General features: G+C 42.3%; 15 protein-coding genes. 7 read left to right on the plus strand and 8 right to left on the minus strand.

All coding sequences use genetic code 11. The features are described 5' to 3' along the window. Positions 1 to 173 precede the first annotated feature (173 nt). On the plus strand, positions 174 to 1,505 hold the full coding sequence (locus tag MORIYA_RS13665) for a bifunctional diguanylate cyclase/phosphodiesterase (RefSeq protein ID WP_112716010.1): 1,332 nt from the start codon (positions 174 to 176) through the stop codon (positions 1,503 to 1,505). Between the two features lie 40 nt (positions 1,506 to 1,545). Here the strand turns inward: MORIYA_RS13665 and rep are convergent, their stop codons facing one another. The 3 genes from rep to rpmB all read right to left on the minus strand — a co-directional run bounded on the left by rep (position 1,546) and on the right by rpmB (position 4,090). Further along, positions 1,546 to 3,561: a DNA helicase Rep gene (rep, locus tag MORIYA_RS13670; protein WP_112716012.1), complete on the minus strand. Its 2,016-nt coding sequence runs from the start codon at positions 3,559 to 3,561 to the stop codon at positions 1,546 to 1,548. 125 nt (positions 3,562 to 3,686) lie between these two features. Further along, positions 3,687 to 3,842 carry a 50S ribosomal protein L33 gene (rpmG, locus tag MORIYA_RS13675; protein WP_112716014.1) on the minus strand — a complete coding sequence of 52 codons (156 nt, stop codon included), beginning with the start codon at positions 3,840 to 3,842 and terminating at the stop codon, positions 3,687 to 3,689. Between the two features lie 11 nt (positions 3,843 to 3,853). Beyond that, positions 3,854 to 4,090 carry a 50S ribosomal protein L28 gene (gene rpmB, locus MORIYA_RS13680; RefSeq protein WP_006030956.1) on the minus strand — a complete coding sequence of 79 codons (237 nt, stop codon included), beginning with the start codon at positions 4,088 to 4,090 and terminating at the stop codon, positions 3,854 to 3,856. A 347-nt stretch (positions 4,091 to 4,437) separates the two neighbouring features. Between rpmB and MORIYA_RS13685 the strand changes: the two genes are divergently transcribed. Further along, positions 4,438 to 5,658 (plus strand): cysteine desulfurase, encoded by a 1,221-nt coding sequence (locus MORIYA_RS13685; protein WP_112716016.1) that lies wholly within the window; start codon positions 4,438 to 4,440, stop codon positions 5,656 to 5,658. A 95-nt stretch (positions 5,659 to 5,753) separates the two neighbouring features. Continuing rightward, positions 5,754 to 6,179: a cysteine desulfurase sulfur acceptor subunit CsdE gene (csdE, locus tag MORIYA_RS13690; protein ID WP_112716018.1), complete on the plus strand. Its 426-nt coding sequence runs from the start codon at positions 5,754 to 5,756 to the stop codon at positions 6,177 to 6,179. A gap of 91 nt (positions 6,180 to 6,270) precedes the next feature. Here the strand turns inward: csdE and MORIYA_RS13695 are convergent, their stop codons facing one another. After that, the gene (locus MORIYA_RS13695; RefSeq protein ID WP_112716020.1) at positions 6,271 to 7,482 is read right to left on the minus strand and encodes an acetyl-CoA C-acetyltransferase; all 1,212 of its coding nucleotides are present in this window, start codon (positions 7,480 to 7,482) and stop codon (positions 6,271 to 6,273) included. Between the two features lie 140 nt (positions 7,483 to 7,622). Further along, the gene (gene tcdA / locus MORIYA_RS13700; RefSeq protein WP_112716022.1) at positions 7,623 to 8,423 is read right to left on the minus strand and encodes a tRNA cyclic N6-threonylcarbamoyladenosine(37) synthase TcdA; all 801 of its coding nucleotides are present in this window, start codon (positions 8,421 to 8,423) and stop codon (positions 7,623 to 7,625) included. 167 nt (positions 8,424 to 8,590) lie between these two features. Here tcdA and MORIYA_RS13705 point away from each other — a divergent pair, with 167 nt between their 5' ends. After that, positions 8,591 to 9,340, plus strand: a complete 750-nt coding sequence (locus MORIYA_RS13705; RefSeq protein ID WP_112716024.1) for a glutathione S-transferase N-terminal domain-containing protein — start codon at positions 8,591 to 8,593, stop codon at positions 9,338 to 9,340. 406 nt (positions 9,341 to 9,746) lie between these two features. Here MORIYA_RS13705 and ilvC read toward each other — a convergent pair whose 3' ends face one another. Next, the gene (ilvC, locus tag MORIYA_RS13710; protein ID WP_112716026.1) at positions 9,747 to 11,222 is read right to left on the minus strand and encodes a ketol-acid reductoisomerase; all 1,476 of its coding nucleotides are present in this window, start codon (positions 11,220 to 11,222) and stop codon (positions 9,747 to 9,749) included. Between the two features lie 333 nt (positions 11,223 to 11,555). Between ilvC and ilvY the strand changes: the two genes are divergently transcribed. The 3 genes from ilvY to ubiK all read left to right on the plus strand — a co-directional run bounded on the left by ilvY (position 11,556) and on the right by ubiK (position 13,449). Continuing rightward, positions 11,556 to 12,434, plus strand: coding sequence for an HTH-type transcriptional activator IlvY (gene ilvY, locus MORIYA_RS13715; RefSeq protein WP_112716028.1), 879 nt, complete (start codon positions 11,556 to 11,558; stop codon positions 12,432 to 12,434). 84 nt (positions 12,435 to 12,518) lie between these two features. Continuing rightward, positions 12,519 to 13,130, plus strand: coding sequence for an LA_2272 family surface repeat-containing protein (locus MORIYA_RS13720; protein WP_112716030.1), 612 nt, complete (start codon positions 12,519 to 12,521; stop codon positions 13,128 to 13,130). A gap of 82 nt (positions 13,131 to 13,212) precedes the next feature. Next, entirely contained in the window at positions 13,213 to 13,449 is a 237-nt protein-coding gene (gene ubiK / locus MORIYA_RS13725) for a ubiquinone biosynthesis accessory factor UbiK (RefSeq protein ID WP_045112274.1), read from the plus strand. 91 nt (positions 13,450 to 13,540) lie between these two features. Here ubiK and MORIYA_RS13730 read toward each other — a convergent pair whose 3' ends face one another. Both MORIYA_RS13730 and MORIYA_RS13735 read right to left on the minus strand, forming a co-directional pair. Beyond that, positions 13,541 to 14,617, minus strand: a complete 1,077-nt coding sequence (locus MORIYA_RS13730) for a potassium channel family protein (RefSeq protein WP_112716032.1) — start codon at positions 14,615 to 14,617, stop codon at positions 13,541 to 13,543. A gap of 6 nt (positions 14,618 to 14,623) precedes the next feature. After that, complete coding sequence (locus MORIYA_RS13735) at positions 14,624 to 15,490, minus strand: alpha/beta fold hydrolase (protein WP_112716034.1); 867 nt, start codon at positions 15,488 to 15,490, stop codon at positions 14,624 to 14,626. Positions 15,491 to 15,519 lie beyond the last annotated feature (29 nt).

Consider the following 15,519-nt stretch of genomic DNA (forward strand, 5'->3'; position numbering starts at 1 on the left):
CTCAATAACGTTATAACAAAAAAATTCAACGCCAATCCGTTATAACAACACGCACTTTCGATAAAGCCACTAATTTATTTAGTGGCTTTTTTTGACCCACAGCTATCCACTGCTAGACTTTATTACTATAAAACTTAGTTTTTAAGTGATTAAAGACCATTAGGATACCGACTGTGAACAAGGATCGTCTCCCAAACCAACAACCCGAAAATAACACCGAGCTAATTAGTTTAGCCTTATCTCATTCTTTGCGAACGCAACGAGCCTTATTTTTAATCCAGCTAAAATCGGCCTTACAAGAGTTGCAGCAGACCCAACGCAGCTTCGTACTTTTGCTGATCAAGGTGGATAATATCACCGAGGTTGAACAAAGCTTTGGCAGTGAACTCAGCCATAAGTTAATTACGATCATCCAAACTCATTTACAATCATTAACGTCAAGTAATGATTGCTTAGTTAACTTACAAGGTGACGAGTTTGCCTTATTAAAAACAGATATCACCGATGCCGATAGCGCCATAGAACTGGCCAAAGAAATTCAGTCACAGTTTCGGTTTAGTTTTCAAGTGAACAATTATAAAATTCTCTGCAGTAGTAGTATCGGTATTAGCTTACAACAAGCACCGCATTCTGTTAGCCAGGTATTGAAAGATGCCGATATCGCCCTAACAAATGCACGACACCAAGGCTTTGGTCAATATCACCTTTCCACCGCATTACCAACGCCAATGAAAAACACCCTGGGCATACTGCAACAAGAGAAGCTCACACGCGCTATTATTAACCACGATATATTGCCTTACTACCAACCCATTATTCAACTAAACAACAATCAACTGATCGGCTTTGAAGTGATAGCTCATTGGCATGAGAAAGAGCAGTGCGGTGATAATAATTTTATCTCATTAGCAGAGAACACCGATATTATCATCGCGCTCGATTTACATATTATTAATAAAGCCTGCTTACAGCTCAAAAAGTGGCATAACTCCCACAGAGACAATCAACAAATCATATTAACCATGAACTTATCAGCCAAGCACCTTATTCTTAATGGTGCGGTTGAACATTTAATTTTTATTATTCAACAACAACAGATACCCCCGCATAGCCTGGTATTTGAATTTAGGGAACAGGAATTCATGCTGCACAATAAATTTGCCATTTGCTCGTTAGAAAAATTGCGGCAAATTGGGGTGAAAGTGGGGCTAGATGATTTTGGTACCGGTTTTAGTTCGTTAAACGCTTTTTTTCAATATCCAATTGATTTTGTCAAAATAGACAGCCGTTTTACCAATCGTATGCTGATGTCCAAAAAAGACTTGTCATTAATTCGGGTAATTAGAGATATTAGCCACGATATGGGTTTTAAGGTGATTGTAGAAGGTATTGAGACCCAGCAGCAGCACGCTAAGTTAGTGGAGTTAGGCTGCGAGTTTGGCCAAGGCAGTTATATCGCAGAACCAATGGATTACAGGCACGTTAATCGCTTATTAGATCTCTAATAAGCGATTAAATCGATACGCCGAAGCCTGTGTGAGGTGGCTATTTATTAAATAACGCTCTTAGATTCGCCACGCCTCGTTTACCTTTTGCTTGTTTTTCTACTGCCGAATCCGGTTTTTTACGTAAGTCCCATTCGAGATCATCTTGCGGTAACTCGAACAAGAAACGGCTTGGTTCCGGCTTCACCACTTCACCAAACTGACGACGTTCTTTACAGAGCATCATGAATAAGACTTTTTGCGCACGAGTGATACCCACGTAGGCCAAACGGCGTTCCTCTTCGACATTCGGATCATCATCAATCGAGCTTTGATGCGGTAATATGCCCTCTTCCATACCTACCATGAATACGTACGGAAATTCCAGCCCTTTAGAAGCATGGAAAGTCATTAACTGCACTTGATCAGAATCGTCGTCTTCTTCGTTACGTTCAAGCATATCCCGTAAGGTTAAGCGGGTAACAACCTGCGCTAACGTCATCTCTTCATCGAGATCATCGCCCTTGAGCATTTCAGTCACCCAGCGATACAGCTCTGAAACATTCTTCATGCGCATTTCTGCGGCTTTAGCACTGGTACTGGTTTCGTATAACCAATCTTCGTAATGAATATCACGCACCATATCACGTACCGCATCAATGCTATCGCAACGCTGTTCCTGATCGGCTAATGCCACTAACCAACGGGTAAAACCACGCACCGCAAGTAAACCACGTCCCGTCAGGGTTTGCTCTAAGCCCATTTCAAAACTAGCAGCAAACAAGCTAATATTACGCATGTTGGCGTAATTACCTAATTTTTCTAATGTTGTCGGGCCAATTTCACGGCGCGGTACGTTTACCACACGTAAAAACGCATTATCATCATCCGGGTTCACGAGTAATCGCAGGTAAGCCATCATATCTTTTATTTCGGCACGCGAGAAGAATGATGTTCCACCACTGATCTTATACGGAATACGGTTAGTCATTAGCGTTTTTTCAAATAACCGCGACTGATGATTACCACGGTATAAGATCGCATAATCTTTATAGTCACTGCGCGCCATAAACTTGTGTGCTAGTAGTTCTGATACTACTTTTTCAGCTTCATGCTCTTCATTTTTAGTGGTGAACACTTTAATCGGCTCGCCATAACCAAGCTCGCTGAATAAGCGTTTATTAAATTCATGGGGATTATTATCAATTAAGATATTTGCCGCTTTCAAGATTCGTTGGGTCGAACGGTAGTTTTGCTCAAGCTTCACCACTTTCAAACCCGGAAAATCTTTTTGCAATAATGTCAGATTTTCAGGTCGGGCACCACGCCATGAATAAATTGACTGATCATCATCACCGACCACAGTAAACTTTGCACTTTGACCGACAATTAACTTCACCAATTCATATTGGCTGGTATTGGTATCTTGGTATTCATCCACTAATAAATAGCGGATCTTGTTTTGCCAGCGTTCGCGTACTTCTTCATTTAAGCGTAACAACAGTGTTGGCATCATGATGAGATCATCAAAGTCCAAGGCATTATACGCTTTCATGTGGCGGATATAGTCGTCATAACACTGGGCAAATAATTTGTCTTGTGGCATCTGCGCACGCGCAATCGCTTGTGGCGGCAATACCAACTCATTTTTCCAACTAGAAATGGCGCTACGCAATTGGTCGATAAGCTCTTTATCTTCTTCTAGCGTATCTTGGGTGAGTTCTTTTAATAATGCGGTCTGGTCTTGATCATCAAACAGCGTAAATGCTTGTTTAATTCCTAAGTGTTTATATTCTTTACGAATAATATTTAAACCTAAGGTATGAAACGTCGATACCATTAAGCCTTTTGCTTCTTTCTTACCTAATGTCTTAGCAATACGTTCTTTCATTTCGCGCGCTGCTTTATTGGTAAAGGTTAGCGCCGCAATATTACAGGCCTTGTAACTGCAGTTTTGTACCAGGTGGGCAATTTTGGTGGTAATAACACGGGTTTTACCACTGCCAGCACCAGCGAGTACCAAACACGGACCAGAAATATATTTTACAGCTTCATCCTGACGGGGATTCAATTTCATAAGGGCAACACCAGACTAAAACATGAGGAAAAGAGGTAGAAATTAGATTGTAGCAAATTTAACATAAAAAAAATGCCAGTTATAAATAACTGGCATTTTCTATACATCGAATGCGCAATCAAGAATTACTTGATTTTGCCTTCTTTGTACATAACGTGCTTGCGAACTACAGGATCAAACTTCTTGATCTCCATTTTCTCAGGCATGTTTCTTTTATTCTTAGTAGTGGTATAGAAGTGACCAGTACCAGCAGATGAATTCAAACGAATTTTATCGCGCATAATAGAGCTCCTTAAACCTTCTCACCACGGGCACGCATTTCAGCAAGAACTGAATCGATACCCTTTTTATCAATAATACGCATACCTTTACAAGTAAGACGTAACTTTACAAAGCGGTTTTCGCTCTCAACCCAGAAACGATGTGTATGTAGGTTTGGCAAAAAACGGCGACGTGTGCGGTTTTTTGCGTGAGAAACGTTGTTACCAACAGCTGGTTTTTTACCAGTAACTTGGCATACTTTTGACATAGTGTGCTCCAATAACTTCAAATATAAGTGTCTACATAGTCGCATTTGAAGCTACTAGGTATACTTTTAATGCTCGGTTTATACAGTAAACCCAGACACAAATCAATAATAGTGCAAAATATCACCATCTTTAACCTCACATAAATAGCGCTAAAAACAAGCACGCCTGATTACTTTATGACCACTCATGCCATGAAACAGTTTAAAACACAAAAAAAAGCCAAAAACCAGCAATAAAAATTAAATCATAATAATTGCAAAAACTATTTCAACGCGCCTAAATGGACAAATGCGCAAGGCGTTCTTTCAGGTTATAATCCCCCACTCCTTGATAGTGAGTTTACACCATGCTTAACGATATAGAATTAACCGACCTTAGACAACAATTCCCCGTATTATCGCAACAAGTCAATGATCACCCATTAATTTACTTAGATAATGCCGCGACAAGCCAAAAACCCTTGTGTGTTCTCGAAGCGATTAATACCTATTATCGTGACATAAACGCTAATGTCCACCGCGCGTCACATGCACTCAGCGCGCAGGCCACATCTGCCTATGAAAATGCCCGCGATATCTGCGCGCAATTTATTAATGCCAATAGCAGTAAAGAGATCATTTGGACGCGTGGCACCACCGAAGCGATTAACTTAATCGCCAATTGCTTAACCACCAGTATCCAAGCAGGCGATGAGATCATCATTTCCACCTTAGAGCATCACGCCAATATCGTGCCTTGGCAAATGCTCGCACAACGTACAGGCGCCATCCTCAAGGTTATTCCGCTGTTACCGTCAACCGACATAGATATACAGGCCTATAAGCAATTACTCAGCGATAAAACCAAGTTAGTGGCGGTTAGCCATGTCTCTAATGCCATCGGCACCGTGAATCCAATTGAAGAGATAATTACGTTAGCCAAGCAAACGGGTGCGAAGGTATTAATCGACGGCGCCCAAGCTATTGCGCATTGGCAGGTTGACGTGCAAGCCCTCGGTTGTGATTTTTATGTGTTCTCTGGGCATAAAATGTATGGTCCTACCGGTATCGGCGTACTCTGGGGTAAAGAAGAAGCGCTTAATCAACTGCCGCCTTGGCAAGGCGGTGGCGAAATGATTAAAACTGTAAGCTTTGCACAAACCACTTATAACGAGCTACCGTTTAAATTTGAAGCCGGTACCCCCAACATTGCTGGTGCGATCAGTCTGGCCCGCGCCATGACGTTTCTAACCAGTTACGACCGACAAGTGTTGGCTGCTCACGAAGCCGAATTACTGGCCTACACCACGGCGCAACTCGAAAATATGCCGCGCATTAAGATCATAGGCGCGCCGCACCATCGTGCTGGCGGTGTCAGCTTTATTATGGATGATGCGCATAATAGTGATGTGGGGATGCTGTTGGACTTACAAGGCATTGCGGTTCGCACGGGTCATCACTGTGCACAACCTCTGATGCAGAGCCTTAATTTATCCGGCACCATCCGGGTGTCGTTGGCTATTTATAATACCAAAGCAGAAATAGACTTCTTTATTAAAGCATTGAATGAACTACAAGATTTACTCTAATCTGTTACCGTATCTAGAGCACCGTTATTGTAATGAATAACAGATTAACTTTATCCTGCCAGGCTGCAAGTCTGGTTAGCAATACAGGAATGATCATGACCGATTTCTCGTCGAGCCCATTTGGCAACGAAATTACCAGTACCGATGTAATAACGTTATTAACCGCACAAGCTGGCTGGCAAAATAAATACCGCCAATTAATTTTGCTCGGTAAAAAGATCCCAGCGTTAACGGATGACTATAAAGTAGCAGAAAATCAAATTAAAGGCTGTGAAAGTCAGGCGTGGATAGTATTTAGTTGCGATAATGACGGACGTTTATGGTTTGGGCTAGATTCAGATGCGCGTATTGTAAAAGGGTTAATGGCGACGCTATTAGCAGCAGTGAATGGCAAAACGCGCGTTGAAATCGCAGCATTTGATATTGATTGCTATTTCACTCAGCTTGGTTTTATGCAACAGCTAAGCCCTTCTCGTGGCAATGGCTTAAAAGCCGTGATAGCGGCAATACAAGCGGCTTAATCGGCCGACATCAAGTGGTGAATCAATGTTCCCCACTTGATCAAGTCACGCTATATTAATCAAACCTTAATCAAAAAAAACTAGCTAAGCATTACTTCTGCAAGTTTTTAACGATCAAAGCCGTGCCCATACCACCACCTATACACAGTGATGCTAAGCCATAGTCGACACCACGTTTTTGCATTTCGTGTAATAATGTTACCGTAATACGACCACCAGATGCACCCAACGGATGACCTAATGCGATAGCGCCACCGTTGACATTAGTCTTATCGGCAAACCAATCCATATCCACATTGTGTGCTTGAGTCAGATTCGTCATTACCCCTAACGCTTGCGCAGCAAAGGCTTCATTGAGCTCTAACAACTCCATCTGCTCTAATGACATGTCAGCACGTTTAAGCGCTTGTTCAATCGCAGGAACAGGACCTAGTCCCATCACCTGCGGATCGACACCACCTTGACCATAAGCAATTAATTCGGCCATCGGTTCTAAACCATATTTTTCCACGGCTGCTGCTGACGCTAAGATGATCGCCGCAGCACCATCATTGATACCCGATGCATTTGCCGCGGTTACTGAACCGTCCGCTTTAAATGCCGGACGCAGCTTCGCTAAATCTGCAACACTGGCATTATCTTTTGGATATTCATCCGTGGCGAAACTTTGTGTTTGGCGACGTACTTTGACTTCAACCGGTACTATCTCGTCAACAAAACGGCCTGCCGCAATGGCAGCAACCGCTTTGTGTTGGCTACCAACGGCAAAGGTATCTTGTTGCTCACGGGTTAAACCAAACTGCTCAACGATATTTTCTGCCGTCATGCCCATGTGGTAATTATTAAATACGTCGGTCAAACCATCATTAATCATGGCATCAACCATGGTCATGTTACCCATTTTTGAACCAAAGCGCGTTTTAGCGGGCATCAAATAAGGAATATTAGACATACTTTCCATGCCTGCAGCCACTACGATATCGGCATCTCCGGCTTTAATATGCGCCGCACCGTCCATAATCGTTTTCATGCCACTGCCACAGATCATATTTAACGTATAAGCAGGTACACTCGCAGGAATACCCGCTTGCATCGCCGCTTGACGACCTGGCCCCATGCCTTGTCCTGCACTAATCACATTACCAACAATCACTTCATCAACGTGCTCTGGATTAACCTTGGCGGCTGCCAATGCGCCTTTGATCGCCGTAGCACCTAACGTAGCGGCGTCAACACCCGCTAAGCTACCGCCGAAACTACCCAGCGCTGTACGTTTTGCTGCAACGATAAATACTTTACTCATACCTTGTATCCTTACTTGATGTGATCAGTTTAGTTTTTCAAACATATGTTTGAATTGTATCACAAGTGATTAACATAACCGAATTTAACCCGAGCAAAGCTAAGCGATAGGGAAAAGCCACGAGCGCGATATTAAATACCTTATTCAGATCGATAACGCGCTTCTCTTTCGGCTAATTTTTTCAATACCCGCGAAGCTGCAATTAAACCAAAGCTAGCCGTCACTGCGGTTGAAGAACCGAAGCCACTTGAACAATCCATGCCCGTGGCGCCGTCAAGAAAGTGCTTGGTCGAACATACTTCGCCATCCGTACCTGGGTAAATTAATTGCTCGGTTGAAAATACACATTCAATACCAAATCGACTGGTTGGGTTCTTACTGAAATTATGCAAACGGCGCAGATCAGAGCGTACTTTCGCTGCTAAAGGATCTTGATGTGTTCGAGATAAATCCAGTACTTGGATTTGGGTTGGATCGATTTGACCACCCGCAGCGCCAATCGTAATGCATTTGATTTTTTGTCGATTACAGTACGCTAACAGTGCCGTTTTTGAACGTACGCTATCAATCGCATCAATCACATAATCGAAATCTTTACTTATGTGCATGCCAACATCATCAACCGTGATAAAGTCATCGATTGGGGTCACGACACATTCTGGATTAATGGCACGAATACGCGCCGCCATTACATCAATTTTTTGCTGACCTATGGTGTCTTTTAAGGCATGAATTTGACGGTTGGTATTAGTCACACAAATATCATCCATGTCGATCAGGGTGATCTTGCCGATGCCTGAACGTGCTAATGTTTCAGCGGCCCAAGAACCCACACCACCAATACCAATCACACACACATGTGCTTGACTAAAAAATTGCAGTGCTTTAACGCCATATAAACGTGCAATACCACCAAAACGATTGTCATATTCAGCTGACATACCCTACCCAAAATCAAGCAAAAAACGCATTATACTGATTCAATCCGATAACACAAAGTTTGCAGTCAATAACACTTTCACCAGAAACATATTATCCAGCGCTAGACTAGACAGATTTTTCAAATTTGTGCATTTAAAATGAGGTTTTAATTTAACGGATTTACGCTATGTTTAATCTACTGACTTCGACTCTGGCTTCACAAACACGCTTATGGGCTGGCACCAAAGCAGCAAAAACCACGATTAATGAGCAAGATCCGTTAATCATGTATGACAACGAAGCCGACCCACTGTGTCGCTTAGTACGTGAAGCGATTTCAGAGTTGAATCTGGATGTACTTATTATTCCTTGCCCCAAAGGCGGCGAGCGCCACATCCAACAGCTGCAAGACATGTATAGCACAGATAAAATTCCGTTCCTAATCGATAAAAATACCCAGACCATCTTAAATTCAGCGTCAGAGATCATCGACTATTTATACAAACATTACGCCAATAGCAGTGCGCCGATCCGGTTACGCGCTAATATTTTTAATTATGCCACTTCCACCAGTGCCTCACTGATCCGTTGGAACGCTGGTAAAACCAAAAAACCAGCACTAGAGCCAACCGACCCACTGGTATTATACAGTTTTGAAAGTAGCCCTTATTCACGTCCAGTGCGTGAGACGTTATGTGAATTAGAACTGCCATATTTACTGATCAATTTAGGTAAGCAACAATTTGGTGAACTTGGCCCGGCTATCCATCGCCTAAGTCTAGGTGAATACACGCCGTTACCAGAAACTAAACGCAGTGCATTTTTTGCTGAACATGGCACAGTACAAGTGCCGTTCTTGAAAGATCCGAACACCGATGTGGATATGTTTGAATCAAAAGCGATAGTGAAGTATTTAATTACGACGTATGCGCTTTAGGTTCATCTCCGCTCTGAATAACAGTAAGCATGTATAATTATTGGCTATGTATGCTTAACGCTGACCAAATACAGATAAATAGCCACTGTTAGTCTCATCTCGCCTGAAAATAGAAACCACCAAACTAGTGCAACATTAAGTTTTTAATTTAAGGGCTAATCTTCAAAGTTTGGGTCGTGTTTTAAGGCTTTCAGGTGATCTTTAGATCTAACACCCTTTAGACGCCTACAGCGCGTAACGCATGTTATGTAAGATTGGTACTGGGAATTGCGTTTATCAAAACAAATTTCCAAACGCACCTTAATTACCAAATCCGTAATCATCTAAATTTAAACAAAAAAAGCCCAGTAAACATCATCATGTCTACTGGGCTTAGCAACTCACACCATGATGATCACATCAGGTATTAGCCAACAATTTTCTGCATATCTGACATGTAACCACGTAATTTCTTACCGATAACTTCGACCGGGTGATTACGAATTTCATCGTTAACTTCGATTAAACGCGCATTATCAACGCCGTTTGATTCAGCAGCGAATGCAGAACCCATTAATTCAGTAGGGAGTGCATTTATGTACTCACGCAGTTGCGGCGCAGCTTCATGCGTAAATAGGTAACAACCGTATTCAGCCGTATCAGAGATAACCACGTTCATTTCGTATAAACGCTTACGGGCAATAGTATTGGCGATTAACGGAGTTTCGTGCAGTGACTCATAGTATGCAGACTCATCAACAATACCCGATGCAACCATGCTTTCAAAAGCCAGTTCAACACCGGCTTTAATCATCGCAACGAATAAGGTGCCGTTGTCGAAGAACTCTTGCTCATCAATCACGATATCTGATTCAGGATAATTTTCGAATGCCGTTTCGCCCGTCTCTTTGCGCCATTTAAGCAGGTTAACGTCATCGTTTGCCCAGTCAGCCATCATCGTAGATGAAAAGTGACCCGTAATGATATTATCCATGTGTTTTTCGAATAATGGGCGAAGTGTACTTTTCATTTCTTCAGCCATGTCGAATGCTTTCAGTTTCGCTGGGTTAGATAGACGATCCATCATGTTAGTGATACCGCCATACTTAAGTGCTTCAGTGATGGTTTCCCAACCGAACTGAATTAATTTACCTGCGTATGCTGGTGATTTACCATCAGCAACCATTTTGTCAAACGCAAGGATAGCACCGGTTTGTAACATACCACATAGGATAGTTTGCTCACCCATCAGGTCAGATTTAACTTCCGCAACAAACGAAGACTCAAGTACACCAGCGCGATCGCCACCCGTGGCAGATGCGTATGCTTTAGCAATGGCAAGGCCATCGCCTTTTGGATCATTTTCTGGATGAACCGCGATCAGTGTTGGGACACCAAAACCACGTTTGTATTCTTCACGTACTTCCGAACCAGGACACTTAGGTGCAACCATGACCACGGTAATGTCATCACGCACTTGCATGCCTTCTTCTACGATATTGAAACCGTGAGAATAAGACAGTGTTGAACCTTGTTTCATCAGTGGCATGATCGTTTCAACCACATTTGAATGCTGCTTATCTGGAGTAAGGTTAAGTACTAAGTCTGCTTGTGGGATTAAATTCTCATAAGTATCAACAGTGAAACCATTTTCTGATGCGTTTAGGTATGACTGACGTTTTTCTGAGATCGCCGCAGCACGTAATGCATAAGAAATGTTAAGGCCTGAGTCACGCATGTTTAGGCCTTGGTTTAGACCTTGTGCACCACAACCTACAATAACAATTGACCAATCTTTAATGAAGTTACAACCGTCAGCAAACTCACTGCGATCCATAAAACGACATTTACCAAGTTGCTCTAACTGCTGGCGTAAGTTTAAAGTGTTAAAATAGTTAGCCATGTTGCTCTCCATGAGAATTTTGTAATTTGAATGCGCGATCACTACTCCAGTGATGCTCTACCCATTCACTATATGCTAAGTTACACATTGCTGGAAATGATATATTTACAATACAGTGTTGCAATATGTGCAACGTAAACATTTATCCAGTACAATTTAGACTTCAGTCAGAATTTAAAACAGTCACATAGCGATCTAATACCCCATGCTTCGAAATAACACATGAAAAGCAGCTGATTAGCCTACATTGGACTCGGTTAATATTTCACAACTATTAATCACAGCAGTAATAACAATAACAACAGATAACTATACCTTAAGGAAAATGGCCATATGGATATTCGTTCACTGCAACTTTTTTTACATTTGGCCACGACATTACACTTTGGTAAGACTGCCGAGGCCATGCATGTCAGTACCTCGACACTCACTCGCACCATGCAGCGGTTAGAAGAAGCCGTTGGCAGCCAAATATTCGCCCGCGATAATCGTTCTGTTGCCCTCACCGAAAGTGGTAAACGCTTGCGCAGCTTCGCCCAACAAACCCTCGACAGCTGGACACAACTGAAAGCAGACCTAAATAATCACAACGGCGAACTGGATGGTGAGCTTACTATTTTCTGTTCCGTGACCGCTGCCTATAGTCATTTACCACCGATACTCGATAAATTCCGTTTGCTGCACCCTAACGTCGAATTAAAATTGATTACCGGTGATGCCGCGATGGGCATGCAACTGGTTGATGAAGAAAAAATTGATATTGCCATTGCTGCACATCCGGACAAAATATCCAATCGCTTAAAGTTTGTCGAAATTGCCAAAGTACCCTTATCAATTATTACACCGGTGATCTCTTGCCAAGTCCAGCAACAGATCATGCAGGAGTCGATTGATTGGAACTCGGTGCCGTTTATTTTGCCTGAACATGGTCCTGCCCGTAAACGTATTGATAAATGGTTTAAACAAATGAAAATTAAACCCAGTATTTATGCCACAGTGGCCGGACACGAAGCGATTGTCAGTATGGTGGCATTAGGATTGGGGGTTGGGATTGCGCCCGCAGTCGTGGTGGATAACAGCCCGGTTCGCGATCGGGTATTAACCTTTGAGAACAGCAATAAAATAGATCCTTTCGATCTGGGTTTATGCTGTCAGCGTAAACGCTTTGACGAACCGTCGATTGCGGCTTTTTTTACCATGATCAATCACTGATTCATTATTTTTAAAACTGGCGCCCTAATTCCGTTATAATCGCATACGCGTCTTTCCCTCATCATGATCACTATGGAGTTTTAAATGCGATTCAAAAAAATATGCTTGGCAATGCTTGCCACGTTAAGCTTAAGCCAAGTTGCGGTTGCCAATGAAGTAACTGCGCAATTTTCAACGGTCGGCCTTAATGCCCCAGCTGGCCAACAAGTTGATGGTTTCCGTTTTTCGCTGTTTCACGGTCAAACCGAAACAGTAAAAGGTTTTGATATGGCGGTATTGGGTTTATCTGAAGTGGATAAACTCGACGGCATCAGTTTCAATTTATTACTCGGTGCCAGCAAGATAAATAATGCATTCTCTGGGGCATCATTTAGTTTACTCAATTGGCATTTAGGTCATGATACTGGTTTCAACATGGCATTAGTGAATAATACTACGCACGTAAAAGGCGTTAATTTAGCTATGGTTAATTTATCCAAAACGGTCGCTGGCGCTAACATCGGCTTGGTTAACTACAGTGAAAAACTATCATTGGTTGATTTTGGGGTGATGAATTACGCAAAAACAGCGAAATTTCAATTTGGACTGTTTAATGTCACCGAAAACTTACAAGGTTTACAGATCGGGTTATTAAATTATGCTGAAAATGGGGTGGTTAAAATATTACCCCTAATCAATTTTAAGCATTCATTTTAGATCGATTAATCGATAATTAAAATGCTAGACTAACATCAAGCAAAATTAACATTCCAGTTAAACTCACTCGCATAGGTGCCGTATGATCAAACCACAAAAGTTAGAAGAAATCGCCAAGCAAATACATGAATCACTACCAACGGGTGTCAAATCGTTAGGTGCTGAAGTAGAAAAAAAGATCCATCAAGTATTGCAATCACAACTGAACAAACTTGACCTGGTTAACCGTGAAGAATTTGAAGTACAAACCAAAGTACTATTACGTACCCGTGAAAAATTAGCGGCGTTAGAAGCACGTTTAACCGAACTCGAAAAATAGTTCACTAACCTGATACTGTTAACCACGGCAACCGTGGGCGATGACAGTATCAGGCTCGTTTTTAAATGTGATGAGCCTTCTTCCCCACCCCCTACTTATCTATTTTCAGCAGTAACACATCAACCCAGTTGATCTCGTGCTTACGGATCCGTTCATTGGCGATATAATGCAATACTTGCCCAGCGTGAAGTTGGGTATCCATGCTTGGATTTAATTTAAAACCCACGCCCTTTTCATCATCCGCAATCGCCATTAAAGTCATACTGTATTTTTCTCGCAATGGCTGAAATATATCACCGACGGTCATTGCCGGTATATTCTCTAATGTTAAGCAATATAACGTTGCTTCATCCAAGGTTGAAAACAGTTGTTCATGCAAAATGCTAGCACCAGGTGATTGCATGGTACGCACTAAAATTTCGGCATGACGTGAACTGGCACATTCAACATTAGGGCAGTGCGCACGCAATAATTCGGCTTTGCTTTCCTCATGGAAATAAGCACTAATATGCGCCTGTTTCGATGCATTTGAAGACGCACTTAATGCCATTGATAGCGTCATTTCATCATTCTCGCCATCAACAATAATCGAACTCGCTTGCGCCATGGCAATACGTGTTAATTCATCTTTATCGGTAAAAGACTCCAGTTGCGCAAATTCAACATCTAACATGTGTGGGAACGGGTGACTCATATCACGCTCAACACACAAAATTATTTTGCGGTTATGGCGCTTTTTATCTGCCAATATCAATTCTAAAATGCGTTTAGTGCGCTGCGCACGCCAACCTAAAATTAAAATATGATCGCTATAAGTACTAAAATCTTTTTTTCCGTTCATACCTTTCCTTGCAATAGCAACGATGGCTTGCGTTGTTTTACCAATCGCGGCACCAAAAATTAACAACCCAAACGGGATCTGAACTAGCGCAACAACCAGTTGTCCATTGGCCGTGCTTGGCGAAAGATCGCCAAAGCCAACCGTAGACATAACCACCACCGTATAATAAAAAAAGGTCAGCGGCTCGGTTAACGCAGTTTCATTGCTCAGCCATAATAATCCCCAAACAACGGCCAAGTAACTACAAAAGATCAAAAATAAATTAATCCAACGTAGCTCTGCAGTGAGCTTACGTAAGGCTAAACTAATGAGTCGAGATATATACATATTAACCTAATGCTTATGATTGACTAACTGTTGGCGAATAATATCAGCTGTTTGCAACGGTTTCTCTAACGGGAACAAATGCCCACCGTCCACTTCAACCAGTTTAATGTGTGGCTGCTTACGCAATAATCGAGCGACGGCTTCGGTCGATAATGTATCGGAGTCACGCCCTCTGATCACCACCGTATCTGTGGTTAAATTTTTAATGCTCGACCAAACCCAAGGTACCGTCTGATAAATGGTGGCTTCCCATTCACGACTATAACTCAGTTTGAAACCATCATCTGTTTGGTACAAACCTTCGGCCATGTAATCCGCTAATACACTGTCGGAAATGCCTTTAAAACCACGGACTTTACGATGAAAATCGAAACCTTGTTGAATATTAACAAAGGTATCGGGACGTCTTAATGTTTTTGCCACTAACGGTAGTTTTTTACGTAAAAAATCGGGCAGATTACGCATAACCCAAATCAGGTGAGGAGCCAGGATCACTGGGTCGAGTAGAATAAGTTGTTTTACTTTGTCAGGTTCACGTACCGCACAAATGATACTAATCAAGCCGCCCATCGAATGACCAACTAAGGTAATGGGCTCTGGCTGCGCAGCAATAAAACGACACGCATCATCAATCATTAATCGCCAATTATCAAAATTATCGGGAACCGGTAATGGCCAGAGTGGACGCTGATAAACAGCGCTGACTTTATACGTGTCAGTCAAGGGTTGTAGCATTTGTTGATACATAGCTGGCGGAAAACCATTGGCATGAAAAAACACCAAATGTTCACCATCTCCACCAATATGTTTAGCGGGTAATCCTGCCGCGACAACGCCCTGCGCTGATAATTGTGCTGCTATCCATTGCTTCATAATCCACCTATTTGATGCTTGCACGAGTT

It is taken from the genome of Moritella yayanosii, from assembly GCF_900465055.1.
Taxonomy (GTDB): domain Bacteria; phylum Pseudomonadota; class Gammaproteobacteria; order Enterobacterales; family Moritellaceae; genus Moritella; species Moritella yayanosii.